The sequence below is a fragment of the Hymenobacter metallilatus genome, from assembly GCF_003944705.1.
Taxonomy (GTDB): Bacteria; Bacteroidota; Bacteroidia; order Cytophagales; family Hymenobacteraceae; genus Hymenobacter; species Hymenobacter metallilatus.
The window spans coordinates 1-20,771 of the sequence record NZ_RWIS01000020.1; the positions used below are offsets into that span (position 1 = coordinate 1).

Below are 20,771 nucleotides of genomic sequence, written 5' to 3' on the forward strand. Positions count from 1 at the left end.
TGGTTAGCCTGCTTTCGCCGCGTGGTCGTTGATTACGAATTCACTCCCGCTAGCCATGTTGCTTGGCTATTACTAGCTAACATCACTATGTCGCTCAATCGGGTCTGAATTCCCAAACACGCTCTAATCCTTACCTCCACCATGCCCGAACGGCCCTACACCTACTACGACTTCACCCTGAGCCTATGCCCGCATTGTTTGCGGCGGGTGGAAGCCAAGATTGTGTTTGAAGATGGTGGCGTGTACATGCTCAAGCGCTGCCCCGAGCACGGCCGGCAGCGCGTACTCATTGCCACCGACGTGGAGTACTACAAGAGCATCCGCAACTACGTGAAGCCCAGCGAAACACCGCGCCGCTTCAACACCGCCACTCACTACGGCTGCCCCTACGACTGCGGCCTCTGTACCGACCACGAGCAGCACAGTTGCCTCACCGTCATTGAAATAACGGACCGCTGTAACCTCACCTGCCCTACTTGCTACGCCGAAAGCAGCCCCCTGCACGGCCGGCACCGCACCCTGGAGGAAGTGGAAGCTATGGTGGACGTGCTGGTGGAAAACGAAGGGGAGCCCGACGTAGTGCAGATTTCCGGCGGGGAGCCCACGCTGCACCCGCAGTTCTGGGAAATTCTGGATATGTGCAAGCGCAAGCCCATCAAGCACCTGATGGTGAATACCAACGGTGTGCGCCTGGCCAAAGACGAGGAATTTGTTGCCCGGCTGGCGACTTACGCCGGGGCCTTTGAGGTGTACCTGCAGTTCGATTCGTTCCGGAAAGAGGTGCTGGAAAGCCTGCGGGGGAGGGATTTGCGCGAGGTGCGGATGCAGGCCCTGGAGCACCTCAACAAGTACAACCTCAGCACTACGCTGGTCGTCACGCTGCAAAAAGGACTGAACGACGACGAAATGGGCGAAATCATCGACTTCGCCCTGAAGCAGAAGTGCGTGCGCGGCGTCACGTTTCAGCCCACCCAGGCCGCCGGCCGCCTCGAACACTTCGACCCCGCCACCGACCGGCTCAGCCTCACCGAAGTGCGCCAGGGCATCATCGACCAGAGCCCGGTGTTCACGGCCGAAGACCTGCTGCCGGTGCCCTGCAACCCCGACGCGCTGGCCATGGCCTACGCCCTTAAGCTCGACGGGGAAGTATTCCCGCTGACCCGCTACGTGGACCCCGCCGACCTGCTGCAAAGCGGCGGCAACACCATTGTGTACGAGCGGGACCCACGCCTGCGCCAGCACTTGCTCAAGCTCTTCAGCACAGCCAACACCGTGGATACCGTGCTGCCCGAAATGAACCAGCTGCTGTGTTGTCTGCCGCAGGTGCAGGCCCCCAACCTTAGCTACGACAACCTGTTCCGCATCATCATCCTGCAATTCATGGATGCCTGGAACTTCGACGTGCGGGCCATCAAGAAGTCCTGCGTCCACATCGTAAGCAAGGATTTGAAAATCATTCCCTTCGAGACGATGAACATGCTCTACCGCGACGAAGAGAAGCTGGCCCGTCTGCAAGTGCTGCGCGATATTCCGGTGCTCTGATGAAACCGCCCAAGTCCACATAAGAAAGCCAACGCCTATATATCTGGCCGCTGGGCCTCAACCTGGGGTTGTTACTGCTACTGATTGGGCTTCGCTGGCCACGCATATACAGCCTCGGCTTTCCGTTGCTATTGGTGGCGACATTTAATGCGTTGCTCGGCTTTCTGTTCCTGTTGATTGAGCGGCGGCGCGATGCTGGCTATGCTGGCGGGCTTTTTCTGTCGTCGTTGCTCTTACTGCTCATTGGCTTTGGGATGTGCTCGAAAGATGCGGAAAACCATAGACGTGCAGAAGCAAGTCCGGCTTCTACGAGCCAGATTGAGCAGTGATGAAATCATAATGCATGCGTATGCAAGCACCCGAACTACCCCCGAAACCTGAAGAAACGACGAGTAATTTGCTGGCCAAGATTGTGGCCGTCAACTTTGTCGTTTTGCTGTTGCTGGGCGCGGTTTGGGGCATCGGGGTAATGTTGGCCCTGCCTGTGCTCAATATGGTTGTGGGCCTGGGGTTGCTGTTTACCCGGCACCGGAAGCTGGGTAAGGTGCTGCTGCTGACGGGGCTGGTAGTAGGCCTGCTGGGCCTGGGTACCTGTGCCCTCATTCTAAGTAACCTGCACGTAAACCATTGAGCCGTGCTGTGCGTGTAAGCCTTACAACAGTGCTCTAACCGTCTGCTGCCATGTCTGAACCTACTCCCACTTCCCGCATTTTGCGCATCAACGTGCTGGCTATCCTGGCCGTGGCCGTGGTGCTGGGGCTGCTGAGCCAGGTATCGAATGGTGCTTCTATGGTGCTGTTTGTGGTGATTTATCTGGGCCTGGCGCTGGTGAATCTGGTGCTGGGTATCGTGCATTTCCGGCGTGGGCCGGCCGCGTATTTTCTAAGTGCCCTGCTGGTGTTCCTCATCGGCTTTGGCTCCTGTGCGGCCATGTTCATGCTGGGCGGGCTGGGGAACATATGAGCGCCAGACTACCTGAGCCGGAGGCCCTTCTAAAAACAAAACAAACCGCCCCGCTGGTGCCAGCGGGGCGGTTTGCTTATGAACGGTGGTGAAAATCGGGGCGGCTTAGCGCGAGAAAACCGACGTGTAGGTAGAACCGTCCTGCGCAAGCTTCACGCGCAACGTGGTAGTGTTCAGTTCCTCCACGAAGAAGTGGCGGGTTACGTTGGGCTGGCTTACGGTGAGCGAGTCGCCGTTCAGCTTCCAGGTGCCAGTGGTTTGCTGAGGGGCTTCGGGGTACGCCTTCAGAGCAGCTTCGTCGAGCACGTAGCCGCCGTCAGCTTTAAACGTGTGCTGATTGTCGCGCTGGGCGTCTTTCAGGCGAGGCAAAATATCGACGGCGGGGGTAGCGGCGGCTCCCTGGGCAGCGGTGCTGAGCGTGAGGCTGGTGAGGTGCCAGGGGCCAGCAGCCAGCAGTTCGGGCTTCGACTGCACGGTGGCGGCGGCAGCTGCCACTTCCTGGGCGGGGTCCTTCATCTCCTCAATTTCTTTCTCACACGAGGCAAACACCAGGGTGCTTGCCAGCAGGCTCAGGAATACGGGCAGTTTCTTCATGAAAACGGGTTTTGGTGAATGTGCAACAACACGCTTTTCGGCGTAGTACATCTGCGGCATATGCCTCACAATTAAACGTCCAACTTCTCTACTACATCGGCTGCCTTCGACTGCCGTTGTGCAAATCTAACTGATTATAAATCGTACTGGTTCAGGTGGTTGTGAAATTTGGTCGTTTCTTCCAATGATGTATCTAAGAAGTACTATAATTGCGTTATTTTCTTGATTATTTGATGGTTAAATCCCTGAAAAACAAAATAGCCCGGTCTGCTGAACAAACCGGGCTACTTCTATAGTAAATTGTACTATACGTAGCTTAAATTTCTGGCTGGCAAATAGGGCATGTGTAAGTGGCCCTACCACCTACGTAAGTTTTTACTATTTCAGTGTCCCGATGACGGGGGCAAAACCGGTGGGCATCTGTCCCGGGAGTCGCGGAATCGTCCCATTCACGCGCATGAATCAGAAAGCTGGCCGGGAATGTACGGTAGTTTGCCTCGTGCTTAATGGCCGTGCGCAACACCAGTTGAATGGCCGCGTGCAGGCTGGAAAACTCCGCTTCGGTTAAGGTGGCCGCCACCCGCTCCGGATGAATGCGGGCCTGAAACAGTACCTCATCCACAATCCAGTTGCCCAGGCCAGCCGTGAGGTGCTGGTCGAGCAGGGCCGGCTTCAATAAGGATTTACGGCGGCTTAGGGCAGTATGCAGCTGTTTGGTGGTAATGGCCAGGGCATCGGGGCCCAGCTTTTTGGCCTGCTGGTACGCCTCCACACTTTCTGCCAGCCGAATCCGCCCGAATTTGCGCGGGTCGATAAAGGCCAGGCGCAGGCCGGAGCCCAGGTGCAGGGCTACCCGCGTAAAGCGGGGCGCGTCCGCCTCGTCGCGGTAGGCACCCACGTCGCCGGTCATGCCGAAGTGGAGCACCAGTACGTGGCCGTCACTCAGGTGCAGAAAGCAGTTTTTGCCAAGGCGGCTGGTGCCGGTAATGCGGCGCCCAACCAGGGCCGTACGCAGGACTTGCTCGTCGGTGGCGAGTACGTGGCGGTCTTTCACTTCAAACGCGGCTACGGTTTCTTCCACTGCCAACTCGTGGAGGAAGCGCCGGTAGGTTTCAACTTCGGGTAACTCAGGCATCAGCAAATAAACAGAAAACGTGTACCTCCCCAACGGAGGAGGTTGGGCATGGGTTGGCGTAGGTAGCAAAACAGCACAAGCCGGCTTCCTGGACAGGAAACCGGCTTGTGTAAGCTGAAAAGCGGTGAGGCAGCACAACACCGTACCAGGCTACTATCCCAGCCCGGGCCGCCTCAGTACCACGGGCTAGGAGGGGTCGGAAAGCGAGGCAACCTGCCGTCCGCTGGTATCGAAGATGCTGCCGGTGCGGCTGATGTACAAGCGGCGCTGTTGGCCATCAACCAGCACAAAGGGATAGTTCACGCTTTCGGAGCGGGTAAGTCGGCCCACTACCTGGGCCGTGCGGGCACCCGTGTCGAAACGAACCACACTCAGGTGGTTGGTAACATAATAGTCTTCATCAGGCTTGTCGCGGAAAGTAATCTTGCCGAGCACGCTGAGTGCAGATGCCGAATTAGCTGCTACCGTTCGGGCGGGGGCGGCGGTGCGGGCAGTCAGTACGGCGGGGGCGGCGGAAGGGGCCACTGTGCGCGTGGTAGCAACAATCTGCTGATTGGCCCGCAGCCAGCCGTCGCTGATGGCGGTGAGGCGGGTATGACGGCCGGGGTGGGTAGGAGAGGCTTCATCGTCGGATACGACGGCCATGCCTGCCTGGGCCTCCGCCATACTGGCGCCCATTTTCCGGAGCACGAAGCCCGAGAATTCATCGGCTTCCAGCTCATCGGTAGGATTAGAGCCACCGGGGCGCAGGGTGTGCCCGTTGAGATGATGCCCCATTTCGTGAGCCAGAATGCTGATGCCAGCCCAGTCGGTGCGCCCGGCGCGGTTTACGGCCGCTACAAACTGCGGATTATACAGCAGGTACCGCTGACCACCATACACGACGGCCGCCGCATTTTGTACCTCAGTAGTAGCCCGCAGCTGAAAACGCGGCTTCAGGCCCACCACATCGGTAATTTCGCGCAATACGTCGCGTTGTCCGGTAGCGGCCGACTGGGCCGCAGCTGAGCCGGTTACGACAAGCCACCCGGCAAGTGCCAGACCTGCGAAGCGGCGGAAGAAGCGGGTGTTGTTCATGGAAAAGTGCTTTTTAGGAACTATTGAAGTTGCAATTACCTTGCCGAAAGTAAGTACCTGGTTTGGCTAGCTGTCAAGCTTTGAGGAACTGACAGAAAGCTTAATTCGGTATATTAGCAAATTCTGATATACTGGTGCAGGCGGGGAGGAGGTGGTAGGAAGGGAAACTGAAAGATTTCATCTCGCATGAAAAAAACACAATTGCTCGGGGAAGGGTTCCGGCCCGCTTGGTTGCTGACCATGGTGTTGCTGATGCTGGCCGGGCCGTTGCGGGCCCAGGAAGCGTGTTTGCTGGAGGCCGTGCCCCTGGCCCAACGGCTGGAGCAGGCCACGCTGGTAGTAGAGGCGCGGGTGAAAGCCACCCGCAGCCAGGATACCGGGGCGCATATCTTCACCTTCAACGAGCTGGAGGTATTTAAAGTATTTGCCGGGACTATGCCGCCTGGCCCCCTCACGGTGGTTACGGCCGGTGGGACGGTGGGGCTGCGCCGGGAGGAGGTATCCAATGAGCCGGTACTGGGGCCCGATGAGCAGGGTATCTTTCTGCTGGAGCCCAGCCCTAACCAACCGGGCCGCTTTCGGCTCACGGCCGGACCGCAGGGGCTTATTCGCTACAACCTGCCCACTGCCACCGCTTCCGACCCATTCCGGCGCTATGCCTCCATTCCGGGGGAGGTGTACGCGGCCCTGGAGCAACTCACCGGCCGTCCGTACGCCCCGCTACAGCCCAACCACGTTCTGGAAACCCGCCTGCGTGAGTCGGCCCGCCCTGGTGCCGCCGCTGTTGTTACTGGTTTCACTCCGGCAGCCGTTGCGGCTGGTACCGGCACGGTGCTGACGATAACCGGCACCGGTTTCGGGGCTGTGCAGGGCAACAGTACGGTAGGGTTTGCAAATGCCAATACGGGAGGTAGTTCCTATGTAACGCCCCTGGCAGTGGATTACCTGAGCTGGTCGGACACCGAAATCCGGGTGCGGGTACCCTCCGTTACGGTGGGTGGCGCGGGCCCGGCCGGAACCGGTAAAATTCAGCTCACGGTGGGAGGTGCCGTTGCGCTGAGCCCGGAGGCACTCACGGTACAGTATGCGCTCAGCAACCTGCAGTACCAGGACGCGCCTTATGCAGTGGCCATGGTTGGCACCAACGGTGCCGGAGGCTACACCCTTACTTACAACGAAAACTTTGCGGCCAACGCTGCCGCTAAAGCAGCCTTCGAGCGGGCCCTGGCTACCTGGCGCAACGGAACGGGAGCTAACCGTATTGTGGCACCTGCTACTACCCCCGTCAACAGCAACATCTCCAACGATAATATCAATGTGGTGGCTTTTGATGACGCCGCGGAGCTGGCAGCGGGAGTACTGGGCGTAACCTACTCGTACTATACGGGATGCAGCGGGGGGAGCGGCATCAGCTGGGTGCTTACCGGTACGGATTACATCTTCGACGGGGAGAGAAGCTGGCAGTTTGGGCCGGCGGCTCCCACGGGCGGGCAGTTCGATTTTGAAAGCGTGGCCCTGCATGAGCAAGGCCACGGTATTCAACTGGGCCACATTATCAAACCCGGCGCCGTAATGCACTATGCTATTGCGGCCAACTCGCAGAACCGGGTACTTAACGCAACGAGCGAAGTAGCTGGGGCCACTGCAGAAATAGACCTGAGCCTGGTGGCTCCGCGCTGTGGCAACGCCGCCTACGCCCGTTTGGCTTCCGCGCTGCCCGTTACGCTGGTGCGCTTCGAGGCTATCCGCAGCAGCGCCGGAGTCCGGGTGAGCTGGGAAACAGCCGCTGAGGTAAACAGTGCCTATTTCGCCGTGGAAGCAACAGTAAACCCTGCCGGGCAGTGGCAGGAACTAGCCCGGCAACCGGCAGCCGGCACCAGCAATACCCCCCGCTCCTACACCTATCTGGACCAGCAGCCACGCCCAACCCAACGCTACTACCGCCTCCGGCAGCAGGATGCGGATGGTACGGTGTACTACTCAGGAGTGGTGGCTGTGGCCGCAGACGAAGTGGCGGAGCTTGGGGCCTACCCAAACCCGTTTACCGATGTTCTGCAGGTGCAGCTGCCCAGCCCGGCCGCCGCAGTGCTGACGCTCTACGATGCCTCGGGCCGCCGGGTGCTGCAGCAACCGGTGGCTCAAGGCCAGCAGCTGCCCACCTTAAGCGGGGCTACCTTGCGGCCCGGGGTATACCTACTGGAATGGCAGAGCGTAACCGGGCAGAAAAGCCGCATTCGGGTGCTGAAGCAGTAGGCGGGCTTGGGTCCGGTTACTTGGCTACCATATCCTTGGCTACTTCCCGCTCCCCGATTTGCTGCCGCCACATGGCGTAGTACAGGCCCCGTTGGGCCAGCAGCTCGTCGTGGCGGCCGGCTTCGGCCACGTGGCCCCGCTCCAGCACAAAAATCCGGTCGGCGTGCAGAATGGTGCTGAGTCGGTGCGCAATGAGGATGGTGATATGCTGGCGGGAGCCGGATAGGTCCCGCACGGTCTGGCTGATTTCCTCCTCCGTCAGGGAGTCCAGGGCCGAAGTAGCTTCATCGAATACCAGCAGGGTAGGGTGGCGCAGCAAGGCCCGGGCAATGCTCAGGCGCTGCTTCTCCCCCCCGGATACCTTTACTCCCCCTTCGCCAATTACGGTATCCAGGCCCAGGGGGGCACGGGCCAGCAAAGAGTCGGCGGCGGCTTGGTGCAGGGCCAGCAGGCACTGGGCGTCGGTAGCCTGGGGCGCTACGAAGCGCAGATTTTCCCGAATGGTGCCGGCAAACAGCTGGGTGTCCTGGGTTACAAAGCCAATCTGTTCGCGCAGGGCATCAAGGTCCAGTTCCAGGCCCGGAATACCGTTGTAAAGAATGTGTCCCTGCGCCGGCGGATACAGCCCTACCAGCAGCTTTACCAAGGTAGTTTTACCCGAGCCCGAAGGCCCTACGAAGGCAATGGTTTCGCCGAGCCGGGTGCTGAAGCTGATGCCATCCAGGGCCGGAGAGCTGGCCGTGAGGTGCTGGAAATGCACGTTGTCGAAGGCCAGCGTTTCAATGGTGTCAATAACCTTGGGATGAGCAGGCTTTACCTCCTTGGGCGTGTCCAGAATCCGCTGGTAGTTGGTGAGGGACGCCTCGGTTTCGCGGTACACGTTGATAATGGTACCCAACTCCTGCAGCGGCCCAAACACGGCAAATGAGTAGAAGAAGAAGGTAATAAACTCCCCGGGCTCAATTACCTCCCGCACCACCAGAAACACCAGCATCAGCAGAATCACGTTGCGCATCAGGTTCACAAACGTGCCCTGCACAAACGACAAGGACCGGAGGTAGCGCACTTTTTTGAGCTCCAGCTTCAGAATCTTTTCCGTGGTAGCATTCAGCCGCTGGGTTTCCTGCTGGGCCAGGCCCAGGCTCTTAATCAGCTCGATGTTGCGCAGGCTCTCGGTGGTGGAGCCGGCCAGGGCCGTGGTTTCGGCCACAATGGTCTTCTGAATTACCTTGATGCGCTTACTCAGGAAAAAACTAAGCGTGCCCAGCAGCGGGATGGTAAGAAAATACACCAGGGCAATAGGTTTGTACACGCTGTACGCAAACCACGTAACGAAGATGATGCCCACCAGGGAGATGAACAGCACGTTGATAAGGCTCTGGATAAGTTTCTCCACGTCGGTCCGCACCTTCTGGAGCTTGCCCAGCGTCTCGCCCGAGCGTTGGTCTTCAAACACTTGGTAGGGAAGCTCCAAAGAATGGCGCAGGCCATCCGAATACAGGGCCGCCCCCAGCCGCTGGGTGATGACGTTCGTGTAATAGTCCTGGAAGTTCTTGGCAATGCGCGACACCATGGCCACGCCCAGCGCCTGCAGCACCAGCAGGCCGGCTCCACCCATCAGAAAGGCCCAAAACGTAGGATGCAGCCCACTTTTTAGTTTGGGCGTGACGTACCGGTCGATAATCTGCCCCAGAATGTAGGGGTCGAGCAGGGAAAAAATCTGGTTGATGGCCGCCAGCAGCAGGGCCAGCGCCAGCAGGCCCCAATAATGGCGCAGGTAGCTGTATAATACTTTCATTCGGAGAGAAAGAGGGGAGAGACGGATGTAAAGCGGCGAAGGGCCAGGAAGGTTTCAGGTGAAGTGGTAAGCTTCTGTCATCCTACGCAGAGGACCTTATTACGTCAGCCCAATGTCGTGCAAGCATTTTTAGCCCGCAGACGCCGCAGAGGGCTTCGCAGAGGGCGCAGAGTCGTGCTGATGTGGGAAGGTCCTTCGCTGCACTCACCATCTCACCACTTCACCGCTAGGCCGTGGCCTCGCCGGCGGTGCCGGCTACCAGGCGGGTACTGCCAGGCACCATCGGGAGCGAATCGGGGGTGGGGCGGTAGTGCTGAGCCAGCAGATGCGTTACCTGGGGCGGGTCGGGGCCCTCGTGTAACTGCCGGATCTGATTTTTCAGCTCGGCCTCGTCGCGGCTGACGCCCCGCTCGTGCTGCTGGGCGTGCTCCTCCCACGATTCCACCATAAAGTATTCCACCATGCGGCCTGGGTCGGCCAGGTCGGCGTACAGGCCCCAGCCAATGGCTCCTTCGCGCCGCCGGATGCGGCCCAGTTGCTCCAGCAGGTACGTAAAAGGCGGGCGGTTGCAGGGCTCAATGCGGTAGGTGGTGGTAATGATAACCGGGCCCTCCGTTGGCGCCGGCGCCTCGGCCAGCACTGGCTCCAGGCGGGGGCGGGCGGGCGTGTGGTCGAGAGCTTCGGGAGCCATGCGTAGCGAAAACTGCAGCCCCAGGGCCATACTCAGGCCCAGCCAGGCGGCAGCTCCGGTGAGGGCCACCGGTAAGCCCCACTGCCCGGCTACCGTGCCCCATACCACGCTCCCGAGCGCCATGCCTCCCTGAATAGTAAGCAGGTACAGACTGATGGTACGGGCCTGTACCCAGCGCGGCACCACCGTTTGTACTCCCACGCTAAACGAGTTAAGGACCAGCATCCAAGCCATGCCAACCATCGTCAACAGCCCGTACAGCAGCCAGTGGTTGTTGGCGTAGCCCAGCCCCAGCAGCCCCAGGGCAAAGGCCGCCGTAGCCAGCGTCACGCGCCAGTCGATGGTGAGGCGACGGTTGAGGCGGGGCAACGTGACGGCTGCCAATACGGCTCCCAGCCCCATACAGGAGAGCAGCAGGGAGTAGAAGGAGGTGGGCAATTGTAACCGCCGGGCCACTACGGCCGGCATCAGGGCAAACAAGGCGCTGGCCCCAAACGTGAAGCTCACGCCCCGCACCAGAATATGCTGTACCGGCGGCGCAAACCGGGCATAGCGTATGCCGCCTCGGATGGCGGCCACTACCCGCTCGGTGGCCAGCGTGGAGGTAGCCTGGGGTTCCCGCTTCCAGCTATACACCATGTAAATGGTAGCCAGAAACGACAACCCATTCAGTAAAAACGCCGCTCCCGCCGAAAAATACCCAATTACGAATCCGCCCAGGGCGGGCCCAAACGCCCGGGCCAGGTTAAAGCTCACGCTGTTAAGAGCTATAGCCTGGGGCAGCTCCTGGCGCGGCACCAGCTCGGGCGTCACGGTTTGCCACACCGGGTTATTCAGCGCCCCGCCCAGGCCCAGCAGAAAAGTAAGGGTGAGCAGCAGCCAGGGCGAGGTAAGGTGCAACAGGGTTGTAGCGGCTAGCAGCAGAGCCACGGCCGCCATCCAGGTTTGGGTGGCCAGCAGCATCCGGCGGCGGTCCACCAAATCGGCCAGGGCCCCGGCAGGCAAGCTCAGCAGAAACACCGGCAGCGCCGAGGCCGTCTGCAACAGGGCCACCAGCACCGGTGAGGCCGTCAGCTCCGTCATCAGCCCCACCGCGCCCACGTTCTGCATCCAGGTGCCAATGTTCGAAACAAATGAGGCTACCCATAACATCCGGAAAAACGGAATCCGGAGCGGGGTAAACGGCGAAGTGGAAGCCGACGGCGGCGCAGGAGCAGTAAGCGGAGCAGACATGTAGCCTCCTTACGTAAAGGGTGGGTAGGAGGGTAGGAGTATGAGGATAGGTAGATAACAGAACGTCATTCCGAGTGAAGGCGGAGCCATAGTCGGGGAGTCTCGCGTGCTGACGCTGTGTGTGTGGGGGGTAACTATTGGGCTTCGTTCTGGCATTGCGCCTCACAGGACCCCTGCGGAGCCGGCCGCCTCTCTGAGAAGGAACGGGGGAGCCAAACGATTGAAGTTGGCTTCTTCGGTCAGCACGCAAGATTCCTCGCAAGCTCGGAATGGCAGTTACTTTGGCAACATCAGCACGCGAGATTCCTCGACTACGGCTCCGCACCCTGGCTTGATGCGCCACATGCTCGGAATGACGTTCTGTTACCCTCATACCCTTATACACTCACAACCGAATCCCAATCCCCGGGCCAAACAGGAAGAACAACGACTTCTTGTTCATCAGGTAGCCGCCGCCCAGGTACAGCGGGAATGTCAGCTTGGCGTCGGAGCGGGTGGGATACACGGAGCCCAGCACCACAATGCCCAGGTCGCGGTTCACGTTGGAGTCCTGGCTGAGGTTGAAGGCATTGAGGGCCACAAAGCCTGCCCCCACCTTGTAGGGCCGCAGCTTGTTGATGCGGGTAGGGTGGTAGAAGCTGAACTGCGCCAGCGTGGCTAGGGAAATACCCCCGAACGAGGTAAAGCTCGACTCTCCCTTGTACTTCGTGAGCAACCCGCCCGGAAAGCTGATATCGATATCAAACTTCACCCGGCGCTGCAACACCAGCTCCAGTTTTTGGGTGAAGCCCGGCTCCGAATACTGCCCCTGGTTGTGGCGGATGGTGATGATAATGGTGCTCCAGTCGTCGAGGTCGTAGGTTTTACGGGAGTTGAGCAGGCTGTTGAGGCTGATGTTGCCCACCTGGCACTGCTTGTCCTGGTAGAAAGGAGCCCGGGCGGAGTTGCCATCGGGACACACCACTATGTTTTCCACAGTGCGCATCTCAATCAACTCCCCCTTGGCATTCTGGGTCCGGATATCGAAGGTGAGGTACTGCTTGCCGTAAAACTGCTGGTCGGAGTCGATGGCCCCGGAGTTGAAGCTGAACACCACGTCCCGGATGGTACGGTCGTAGAGCACCGGGCCGTTGAGGCGGGTAATGGGCCGGGGTGCTTCGCCGAAGGTCACGCCCACGAAATCGAGCGGATGAGGCCGCTGAAACTCCCGTACCGTAAGCCCCGAGCCGGTGGGCTGACCCGCGTTGAAAATGGCAATGCGCTTTTTATCAATGGTGATGGGCACTTTAATACGGTACACCACGGCCGCGTCGGAGCGGATGCTGGAATCGGAGGGAATCACCTGCACATCCTCAAACAGAAACCGTCCCCGCGTCAGCGACTCACCTTCCAGGCGCACGTCCACGGTTTCACCGGGGTTCACGGTGGCGTTGGGGGTCCAGTCGCCGCCCCGGTGCCGCACGCTCAGGGCCGTAATGGTGGTTTTGGGCGCGATGTTGAAGTTGGTAATGTACTTGGCCTGGTCGTTTTCCTTGATGTAGAGGTAGCTCTCCGTCTGGCGGTGGGTGTTGTACACGCGCAGCCAGCACAGCACCCGGTCGTTGGTAAGGTACTGGCGCGTAAACAGCTCGGCAATGAGCGAGCCTCCGGCTTCCTCCTGGTCCTCGATGCGGTAGGTACGCTTCAGGTCAAAGGTGCGGCCGTTGTCCAGAATCAGCTCCACACCCTTGCGACGCGAATTTTCATCCAGGGTAATTTCCTTTTTATCAACGCTCAAAAAGCGCAGCCGGGAGGCCTTTACGGTGAACTCCTGGCGGATGGGGGGCAGGGCATACGTTACCCGGCGGTTATTGTCAGTGAGGAAGGGCCGCTCGGTCTGAGGGCGAAGCGTAAGCTGCCGGGTACCCAGGGCATTGGGCAGCACGTGCAGCTTCAGGAGTCCTTTCTCCTGCTCCAGCCGGTAGTCAATATCCTGGCCATGCGTCCATTCGGTGGTTACCCGAATGTTTTTGGGATTGTTGCTGCTCAGCTCAAACACCTTCTCCTCGCCCACGAACAGCTCCGTATCGGCGGGCCGGAACTCCAGCGTTGTCCGCATAATAGGCAGCAGCTTTACGGTCTGCGTTTGGGGGGCAAATCCCACCGAATCGGAGGGCTGACGGAAGGAGAGGCTCAGAAACTTGTTGCTGCTCAAATCCTTAAATCGTAGCTTGGCCCGGTAATACTGGCCCCCATCCATGGCCGTCAGCGAGTCAATCAGAATAAAATCGGCGGAGCGTTGGAGCCGCAGCCCCTGGCGGCCCGGAGTTTCGGGGTACACCAGCAGCTCGGCCTGCTCATCATCCTGACGATAGTAGAAGTACAGGTGGGGCTCGCCTTGCACCAGGGCAGTATGGCGGCTCAAGCTATAGCGCACGGTGTCGGTTCGAACACTGATGTCGCGCAGGAGGGGGGCACGTTGAGCGCGGGCAGAAAAAGCGCAGAGCGACAGAAGGCCCATGAGCACTACCCACGTGCGCTCACGAAGTCCGGAAAGGTTCAACACAGCAGAAAGGCGGAAAGTGGCTCCCGACCCACCGAAAGCCGCACAAAGGTAGGCAGGCCCACCTGGCAGTTGCACGCTGCCTCCTGGATTTCTCGTAAAAACGCTCAGCCTTTTGCCGCGGGTAACCAACAAAAAGCCTTCCGCTGAGCAGCAGAAGGCTTTTTGTGAAGTAGTCCGTAGGGGAATCGAACCCCTGTTGGTAGAATGAAAATCTACTGTCCTAACCCCTAGACGAACGGACCAGAAACCCAGAGGCCGGAGTTTTTTCCGGTTTGGTGATGCAAAAGTAGAACGTTTCCGGCTCAATGCAAACAGCCTGTTCCGAAAAATTTGCCGGTTTACGCTAAATGCCGCAGAATCAAGCGGATTATTTTTGCTTTGTCCGCTGCCGGTCCCACCATATATAGCCCCCAAACAGCAGTACACTCACGCCCGTTACCCAAAGCAAACCGGATTTCAGCCGCTCACTATCCTCGCCCAGGTAAGCTAATAGCGCAATCAGAGGCACTACCCCGACCACGGTAGCAGCCATGAACTTCCAGTAGCCCATGCGGGCCAGCCCTGCCACGAAGCTGATGGCATCATCGGAAAGGGCGGGGGAGAGGCGGGCAATAATAATGGCCCACACGCCGTAGCGGTCCACCACATCCAGTACTTTCTTCTCGGTTTTGCGACCCAGCAGCCTCCGTACGAACGACTCGCCCAACATGCGGCCCAGGGCGTAGCCCACCGAGGAGGCCGTTACCACGCCCACCAGGGCCAGCAGGGAGCCCCACCACGGCCCGTAGGCCAGAATAGCCACCAGAATCAGCAGCACCACGTTCACCACGAACAGGAACATCTGCACTACCATGGCTACCACCAGCACCACCGGCCCCCAGTAGCCAAACTGCTGCATCCAGGCGGCAATGCGCGGCTGCTCGCCCGACTTGAGCACTACCCAGGCTTCGCGCACGGTTTCCTGGAAGGCCGGCCAGCCAAACCAGCAGCCCGCCAGCGCCACCAGTAAGCCCAGCGTAAGGTAGAGCGGCAGGCGGCTGCTGCGCTTTTTGACGGAGGAGGAGGAAGAAACGGCAGTAGGCAAAATCAACGAAGTAAGCAGGGTGAATACAGGCAACAACCGACTCTGCGGAGCGCGGATTTGCTGGCATACGTAGCCCACGAACCGGTGGCCAACACAACCTCAACGCGGTGGGCGGGGTACTAGCTTGTATCCTATGGCACCCCGGGCCCCCGGGCCTGAGGCAAACTCCCCGCTGCATGACAAAACATACCTATGAGTTCGGCCTGATTGGCAACTGCGCATTTCTGGGCCTGATTGGCACTGATACCGCCGTACGCTGGCTGTGCTGGCCCCGCTTCGATAGTAGCTTCGTGTTTGGCTCTCTGCTGGACCCGGACAAAGGAGGAGAGTACAGTATACGGCCAGCCAACCACGCTGAGTCCTTTTCCTCCCGGCAAACCTACCTGGCAAATACCAACGTGCTGCGGACGGAAATAACTACCCCCACCGGCCGCTACCGCGTCACGGATTTTGCCCCGCGCTTTGCCCAGTACGAACGGTACTACAAGCCGCTGATGTTTATCCGGAAAGTGGAGCCCCTGGAAGGTACACCGCGCATCCGGGTGGTATGCCGGCCGGTGGGCCACTACGGGGAGCTGGCCCTTACCCGCCGCCGCAGCTCCAACCACATTGCCTTTCTAGGCCTGGAAGAAGAAATGCGGCTGACCACTAATATTCCGCTGACTTATGTGCTGGAGGAGGAAGATTTTGTGCTGAATGAGACCAAATACCTAGTACTAACGTATGGAGCTCCCCTGGAAGCGCCGTTGGAAAGCACCGCCGAGCGGTTTCTGCGGGCTACGGTGGACTATTGGCGCACCTGGGTGAAAAGTACCAGCATCAGCGACTTTCACCAGACCCAGGTTATCCGCTCGGCGCTGGCGCTTAAAATTCATCAGTACGAGGATACCGGGGCCATTATTGCCGCTACTACCACCAGCTTGCCCGAGGCCCCCGGCAGCACCCGCAACTGGGACTACCGCTACTGCTGGATGCGCGACACGTACTACATCCTCACTGCCTTCAACAACATTGGGCACTTTGAGGAAATGGAACGGTACTTTCATTATATCGTTAACATCTCCACCAAGATTCAGGGCCGCTACCAGCCCTTGTATGGCATCAGCGGACAGTCGGCGCTGGTTGAGCAGGAGTTGCCGCTGGCCGGCTACCTGGGCAACCAACCCGTGCGCATTGGCAACGATGCGTACACCCACATCCAGAATGACGTGTACGGACAAGTGCTGGTAGCACTGCTGCCTCTGTACATAGATTGCCGGTTTATCGACCCCGAGCGACCCAACCCGGAGAAGCTGGTGTACGAAACCCTGCGTCTGATAGAAGCCACGATGGACCAGCCTGATGCCGGTCTTTGGGAGTTTCGTAACCTGGCTCAGTATCACTGCTATACGTACCTGTTTCACTGGGCGGGCAGTCACGCGGCCCGTAAAGTAGCCCGCGCCCTGGGCAATGCCGATATGGAGGCCCGGGCTGAGCGGCTGATGCAAGCCGCTGCCGACCACATTGAGCAGTGCTACAACCCCGGGCTGGGGGCTTATACCAATGCTATTGGCTCGCCCCACCTCGATGCCAGCGGCCTGCAGCTGATTCTGATGGGCTACCTCGACCCCGGCTCCGAACGGGCCCGCCGCCACCTGGAGGCTCTGGAGAAGGCCCTGAAAACCCCGGAAGGACTGTTTTACCGCTACCGGCACGCCGACGACTTTGGTACGCCCGAAACGACCTTTCTTATCTGCTCGTTCTGGTATGTGGAGGCTTTGGCCAGTGTAGGCCGGGTGGAGGAGGCAATCCGGGAGTTCGAGAAGCTGACCACTTACACCAACCATCTGGGGCTGCTTTCGGAGGACGTAGATGCCAAAACCGGCTCGCAATGGGGCAATTTTCCGCAGGCGTACAGCCACGTAGGGCTCGTAAATGCCGCCTACCGCATTGCCCAGAAACTGGCCAAACCCAACTTTATATAGGCTAGCCCGGCCTTGTGTACAGGCTACTCACAGTAGCATGAATTTGGCAGTCTGTGCTATTGCGGCCGATACCCCGCCCCCCGCCGAAGCCCCCGACGTCAGCTGATGTCAGGGGGCTTTGGCGGGGGGCAGGTTGCTGGCCGCAGTAGCACCCTCTCGCGGTGGCAGGTCGTGCCAGCCAGTTACAACAGGCCTCGAAGCAGCTTCCGCACATCGGTGGTGGAGGCAACGTGGTAGCGAGCCAGGGAGCGGGGGGCTGTGCCCACCTTAATGGTATAGGCTTCAGGAGGCATGGCCCGGAAGGTGTCTTCATCAGTCCGGTCGTCGCCGATGGCCAGGGTAAAATGGGGTTGGTAGGTAGCCAGCCAGCGGGCGGCAGCCGTGCCTTTATTGATACCGGCCGTCTTGACTTCGATTACCTTGTTGCCTTCCATAACCTGTAACTCACTGTTGGACGTCATGAAGGTGAGGTGGTTGAGCAGGTCGCGGGCCCGTACGGCTCCCAGCTCAGCGTCGGCACGGCGGTAATGCCACACCAGCGAGTAGTCTTTGTCCTCAACAAAAGCGCCGGCCGTCCGGGCCACGTATAGCTCCAGAATCGGCCGTATTTCCCGTTTCCAGTCGTTGTTGAGGGTTTGGAACAGCTGCCACTCTTCGCCCGCGGCCCGCAGCCATACCCCGTGTTCGGCAATGAAATCGACGGGCAGATGGCCCAGCCATGCTTCCAGGGTTGCCCGGTCGCGCCCACTGATGATAACCACCCGGTTGCGGGGAATTTCGGTGAGGGCCCGCAGCAGCAGCAGCAACTCCTGGTCGGGTTGGGCCCGCTGCGGATTACCCGTAAAAGGGGCCAGCGTGCCATCGTAATCCAGCAGCAACAGGCGGGAGGGGGCGGTATGGTAGTCGGCCAGCAGCTGCTCCATTACCTCGGGCTGCAGAACTTCGGTGGCCAGAGTATGTTGCTTCATCTTGCTGTACGCCAAGCGGCCCATGAACAGCTTTGACCAGGCAAACACGTTGTACTGCCGTACCAGGGCCTGCATGGCACTCATGCGGGCTACCTGCTCTTCCTCAGGCATCACCAGAGCATCATGCATGGCCTCGGCCAGCTGGCCCGTATCGGTGGGGTTGATAATGAGGGCATCGGACAGCTCCCGGGCGGCACCCGCCCGCTCGCTCAGAATAAGCACGCCGCGCTGGTCGGCCTTACTGGCTACAAACTCCTTGGCTACCAGGTTCATCCCGTCGCGCATGGGCGTTACCAGGGCCACCTCGGCCAGCCGGTATAAGGAGGCCAGCTCTTCCAGCGGAAAAGACCGGTAGAAGTAGTGAATGGGCGTCCAGCCAATTGTGCGGTACTGGGCGTTAATGCGGCCCACCAGCTCATCAATTTCTTCCTTGAGACTGGCGTATTGCGCCACCTGGTCGCGGGAGGGCACTACCACCATAATCAGGCTTACCTGCTCGCGCCACTCGGGGTAGCGCTGGATCAGCAGCTCAAATGCCCGCAGCCGCTGAGCAATACCCTTGGAGTAGTCGAGGCGGTCGATGCTCAGAATAACGCGCACCGCGCGCAGTGCTTCCCGGTAGGTGGCCTCGTGTTGGATAGCTGTTTCCGAGGCCGCCGCCTGTACGTACCGTTCGTAGTCAATACCCATCGGAAACGCATCCACCAGTACGGTGCGGGAGCCGGTTTCGATCTGCCCGTTCTGGGAGGAGAATCCCAGCAGCTGCGACACGGCGCTGAGGAAGTGGCGCATATAGCCAAAGGTGTGGAAGCCCAGCAAATCGGCCCCCAGCATACCCTCCAATAGCTGCTGGCGCCAAGGCAGTACCCGAATCAGCTCGTACGAGGGAAAGGGAATGTGCAGGAAGAAGCCGATGGTAGCCTCGGGGCGGGCCTGGCGTAGCAGGGCCGGCAGCAGCAGCAGTTGGTAATCGTGCACCCAAATGGTGTCTTCGGGACCGGCCAGCTCCAGCACGGCCCGGCAGAATTTCTCATTTACGGCCACGTACGCCTCCCAATGGGCCTGCTCGTAGGTGGCGTACTGAGCGAAATAATGAAACGTAGGCCAAAGGGTTGAGTTGCTGAACCCTTCGTAAAAGTCCCTGATTTCAGCCTCGGTCAGGAACACTGGCACCATGCTATCCTGGCGCAGCTGCTCGCCTACGTATTCTGCTTCGGCCGCATCTTCCACAAAAAGTCCCGGCCAGCCCACCCACACATTTCCTTCCTGCCGGTAGATGGAGCCCAGGCCGGTTGCCAGTCCCCCTTCGCTGGGCTGGAAAGTAAGTCGGTCTTCAGTACGCAGAATTTTGGTGGGGAGGCGGTTGGAGACGATAATCGTGCGGGGCATAAGCCAGTATAGGTTGGTGAACCTGTAGGCTTACGACAGAAAATAGGGTACGGCTATTATTTTCTTTGCCAGTTTCTGTTACCAGGAGGTGCTCCTAAATGGCTAAGCACAACCGTATAGCACACCTTTTCAGTCAGTATCAGGCCTCGGCCGGCTGCTGCCTGAGTACACCCAGGTGGGTATGGTGGAAGCCTGTGCTCAGCTTCAGGCCGTAGCCCAGCAACCGGTCGAAGGCGCTATGAAACAGGAGCACTGAGCCTGCCAGCAGCAGCAGCGGCTGCGCAAGTGCCCAGCCGGCCAAACCTATCAGCAGGGCCACAGCCTTGTGGTGAGCCAGGTTGTAGCTGAAAGCACCCACCCGCGGGCCTGCCAAGTAACCCAACATGCTCAGATCAGGTACCAAGAATAAAGCTGGTAGCCACCACCATGCGTAGGGTAGTTGAGAAAAAACCAGGGTAGCCACCAGCAGCTCGGCTAGCTCTTCGAGTTTGAGTACAGTTTTCATCGCCTTGAGAATGAAGTAAAACAACAAGCCAAAGGTCGGTGGCGCACTTGCCGGAAAACGTTAACAAAAGCTAAGGAATTGGGGGCAACGATAGTTCTGGCGCCGGTTTGCACAAAGACCCGCGGAGGGGTATGCAATAGGTAGCAGAGCTGCTCTGAGCTACTCCGGCCGTAGTACAAAGCAGCTACCTGCTGCCTTCATCCTCTGCCTGCACCCGCGCCCGGATGCGGCTAAGCGACACCGGCGTTACGCCCAGGTAGGAGGCCACGTACTGCTGCGGCACCCGCTCCAGAATCTTGGTTTTGTGGCTGCGCAATAGGGCCTGATAGCGTTGCTCAGGACTGAGTAGCAGCAGCTCGGCTAGGCGGGCATCGGTGCCCAGCAGGTGATACTCGGCCAGCAGCCGCCCAAACCGCTCATACACCGGAAATTCATCGAATAGCCGGCGCAGCAATGCGTACGGAAACGTCAGCAGCTCGGTAGGGGCCAGGGCCTGAATGCTGAACTGGCTGGGCTGGCCCGTCAGGCAGCTCTGGTAGCTGCCCATCAGGTGGTTTTCAAAGAAGAAATAGGTGGTGCGCTCCTCGCCATCGGGCCGGGTGTACAGCAGCCGGCAGGCCCCCGACACCACCAGCGCCAACTCCAGGGCCGGTTGGTCCTGCGTCACAAAATTCTGCTTCCGCCGCAACGTGCGCGGGGTAATGCCGGCCGCCAGTGGTGCCCATTCCGCCTCAGTAAGCGGCACAAACCGATGAATGTAGGCGCGGAGCGGGTGCATGGCCGCAAGGTAGCGGCAAAACGCCAGTCAATCAGAACGTCATTCCGGGTATACCCTCATTCCGAGCGTAGGTAGACCGTCATTCCGAGCGGAGCCGAGGAATCTCGCCTGCTGAGGTTGCAATTGTATGCAGGCATCAGCAGGCGAGATTCTTCGGCTCCGCTTAGACTGATAATTAGCATTGCACCGTCAGCACGCGAGATTCCTCGGCTCCGCTCGGAATGACGGTCTGATTGATTTCTATCCCCTCCT

General features: G+C 59.5%; 15 protein-coding genes and 1 tRNA gene. 5 read left to right on the forward strand and 11 right to left on the reverse strand.

Annotated features, from left to right (window positions below; genetic code table 11):
- Positions 1-141: 141 nt before the first annotated feature.
- From EI290_RS21155 to EI290_RS21165, 3 genes are all read left to right on the forward strand, one after another.
- A complete protein-coding gene (locus EI290_RS21155; RefSeq protein WP_125433644.1) occupies positions 142-1,542 on the forward strand; it encodes a radical SAM protein in 1,401 nt (466 codons plus the stop codon).
- 349 nt (positions 1,543-1,891) lie between these two features.
- Complete coding sequence (locus tag EI290_RS21160) at positions 1,892-2,173, forward strand: hypothetical protein (RefSeq protein ID WP_125433645.1); 282 nt, start codon at positions 1,892-1,894, stop codon at positions 2,171-2,173.
- Between the two features lie 50 nt (positions 2,174-2,223).
- A complete protein-coding gene (locus EI290_RS21165; RefSeq protein ID WP_125433646.1) occupies positions 2,224-2,505 on the forward strand; it encodes a hypothetical protein in 282 nt (93 codons plus the stop codon).
- Between the two features lie 105 nt (positions 2,506-2,610).
- On the opposite strand, the gene EI290_RS21170 is transcribed toward EI290_RS21165, so the two are convergent.
- The 3 genes from EI290_RS21170 to EI290_RS21180 form a co-directional block, all read right to left on the reverse strand.
- Positions 2,611-3,099, reverse strand: a complete 489-nt coding sequence (locus EI290_RS21170; protein ID WP_185817107.1) for a lipocalin-like domain-containing protein — start codon at positions 3,097-3,099, stop codon at positions 2,611-2,613.
- A 316-nt stretch (positions 3,100-3,415) separates the two neighbouring features.
- Positions 3,416-4,234 (reverse strand): DNA-formamidopyrimidine glycosylase, encoded by an 819-nt coding sequence (gene mutM / locus EI290_RS21175; RefSeq protein ID WP_125433648.1) that lies wholly within the window; start codon positions 4,232-4,234, stop codon positions 3,416-3,418.
- Positions 4,235-4,420: 186 nt separating this feature from the next.
- Positions 4,421-5,311 carry a M48 family metalloprotease gene (locus EI290_RS21180; protein ID WP_125433649.1) on the reverse strand — a complete coding sequence of 297 codons (891 nt, stop codon included), beginning with the start codon at positions 5,309-5,311 and terminating at the stop codon, positions 4,421-4,423.
- Between the two features lie 186 nt (positions 5,312-5,497).
- On the opposite strand from EI290_RS21180, the gene EI290_RS21185 reads away from it, so the two are divergent.
- Positions 5,498-7,564 (forward strand): T9SS type A sorting domain-containing protein, encoded by a 2,067-nt coding sequence (locus EI290_RS21185; RefSeq protein ID WP_125433650.1) that lies wholly within the window; start codon positions 5,498-5,500, stop codon positions 7,562-7,564.
- Positions 7,565-7,580: 16 nt separating this feature from the next.
- On the opposite strand, the gene EI290_RS21190 is transcribed toward EI290_RS21185, so the two are convergent.
- From EI290_RS21190 to EI290_RS21210, 5 genes are all read right to left on the reverse strand, one after another.
- Positions 7,581-9,362, reverse strand: coding sequence for an ABC transporter ATP-binding protein (locus tag EI290_RS21190; RefSeq protein WP_125433651.1), 1,782 nt, complete (start codon positions 9,360-9,362; stop codon positions 7,581-7,583).
- Between the two features lie 226 nt (positions 9,363-9,588).
- Positions 9,589-11,286 (reverse strand): MFS transporter, encoded by a 1,698-nt coding sequence (locus tag EI290_RS21195; protein WP_125433652.1) that lies wholly within the window; start codon positions 11,284-11,286, stop codon positions 9,589-9,591.
- 385 nt (positions 11,287-11,671) lie between these two features.
- The gene (locus EI290_RS21200) at positions 11,672-13,831 is read right to left on the reverse strand and encodes a hypothetical protein (protein WP_125433653.1); all 2,160 of its coding nucleotides are present in this window, start codon (positions 13,829-13,831) and stop codon (positions 11,672-11,674) included.
- Between the two features lie 170 nt (positions 13,832-14,001).
- A tRNA-Glu gene (locus EI290_RS21205) sits at positions 14,002-14,073 on the reverse strand.
- Between the two features lie 125 nt (positions 14,074-14,198).
- A complete protein-coding gene (locus EI290_RS21210) occupies positions 14,199-14,915 on the reverse strand; it encodes a TVP38/TMEM64 family protein (protein WP_125433654.1) in 717 nt (238 codons plus the stop codon).
- Between the two features lie 176 nt (positions 14,916-15,091).
- Between EI290_RS21210 and EI290_RS21215 the strand changes: the two genes are divergently transcribed.
- A complete protein-coding gene (locus tag EI290_RS21215) occupies positions 15,092-16,879 on the forward strand; it encodes a glycoside hydrolase family 15 protein (protein ID WP_125433655.1) in 1,788 nt (595 codons plus the stop codon).
- A 182-nt stretch (positions 16,880-17,061) separates the two neighbouring features.
- On the opposite strand, the gene EI290_RS21220 is transcribed toward EI290_RS21215, so the two are convergent.
- The 3 genes from EI290_RS21220 to EI290_RS21230 all read right to left on the reverse strand — a co-directional run bounded on the left by EI290_RS21220 (position 17,062) and on the right by EI290_RS21230 (position 20,519).
- Positions 17,062-19,236 (reverse strand): bifunctional alpha,alpha-trehalose-phosphate synthase (UDP-forming)/trehalose-phosphatase, encoded by a 2,175-nt coding sequence (locus tag EI290_RS21220; RefSeq protein WP_125433656.1) that lies wholly within the window; start codon positions 19,234-19,236, stop codon positions 17,062-17,064.
- Positions 19,237-19,375: 139 nt separating this feature from the next.
- The gene (locus tag EI290_RS21225; RefSeq protein WP_125433657.1) at positions 19,376-19,741 is read right to left on the reverse strand and encodes a DUF4260 domain-containing protein; all 366 of its coding nucleotides are present in this window, start codon (positions 19,739-19,741) and stop codon (positions 19,376-19,378) included.
- A gap of 184 nt (positions 19,742-19,925) precedes the next feature.
- On the reverse strand, positions 19,926-20,519 hold the full coding sequence (locus EI290_RS21230; RefSeq protein ID WP_125433658.1) for a Crp/Fnr family transcriptional regulator: 594 nt from the start codon (positions 20,517-20,519) through the stop codon (positions 19,926-19,928).
- Positions 20,520-20,771 lie beyond the last annotated feature (252 nt).

Excerpts from the sequence above, each read along its gene's own strand:
- EI290_RS21155 (WP_125433644.1), top strand. The coding sequence starts at position 142 with ATGCCCGAACGGCCCTACACCTACTACGACTTCACCCTGAGCCTATGC.
- EI290_RS21160 (WP_125433645.1), top strand. The coding sequence starts at position 1,892 with ATGCAAGCACCCGAACTACCCCCGAAACCTGAAGAAACGACGAGTAAT.
- EI290_RS21165 (WP_125433646.1), top strand. The coding sequence starts at position 2,224 with ATGTCTGAACCTACTCCCACTTCCCGCATTTTGCGCATCAACGTGCTG.
- EI290_RS21170 (WP_185817107.1), bottom strand. The coding sequence starts at position 3,099 with ATGAAGAAACTGCCCGTATTCCTGAGCCTGCTGGCAAGCACCCTGGTG.
- mutM (WP_125433648.1), bottom strand. The coding sequence starts at position 4,234 with ATGCCTGAGTTACCCGAAGTTGAAACCTACCGGCGCTTCCTCCACGAG.
- EI290_RS21180 (WP_125433649.1), bottom strand. The coding sequence starts at position 5,311 with ATGAACAACACCCGCTTCTTCCGCCGCTTCGCAGGTCTGGCACTTGCC.
- EI290_RS21185 (WP_125433650.1), top strand. The coding sequence starts at position 5,498 with ATGAAAAAAACACAATTGCTCGGGGAAGGGTTCCGGCCCGCTTGGTTG.
- EI290_RS21190 (WP_125433651.1), bottom strand. The coding sequence starts at position 9,362 with ATGAAAGTATTATACAGCTACCTGCGCCATTATTGGGGCCTGCTGGCG.
- EI290_RS21195 (WP_125433652.1), bottom strand. The coding sequence starts at position 11,286 with ATGTCTGCTCCGCTTACTGCTCCTGCGCCGCCGTCGGCTTCCACTTCG.
- EI290_RS21215 (WP_125433655.1), top strand. The coding sequence starts at position 15,092 with ATGACAAAACATACCTATGAGTTCGGCCTGATTGGCAACTGCGCATTT.
- EI290_RS21220 (WP_125433656.1), bottom strand. The coding sequence starts at position 19,236 with ATGCCCCGCACGATTATCGTCTCCAACCGCCTCCCCACCAAAATTCTG.
- EI290_RS21225 (WP_125433657.1), bottom strand. The coding sequence starts at position 19,741 with ATGAAAACTGTACTCAAACTCGAAGAGCTAGCCGAGCTGCTGGTGGCT.
- EI290_RS21230 (WP_125433658.1), bottom strand. The coding sequence starts at position 20,519 with ATGCACCCGCTCCGCGCCTACATTCATCGGTTTGTGCCGCTTACTGAG.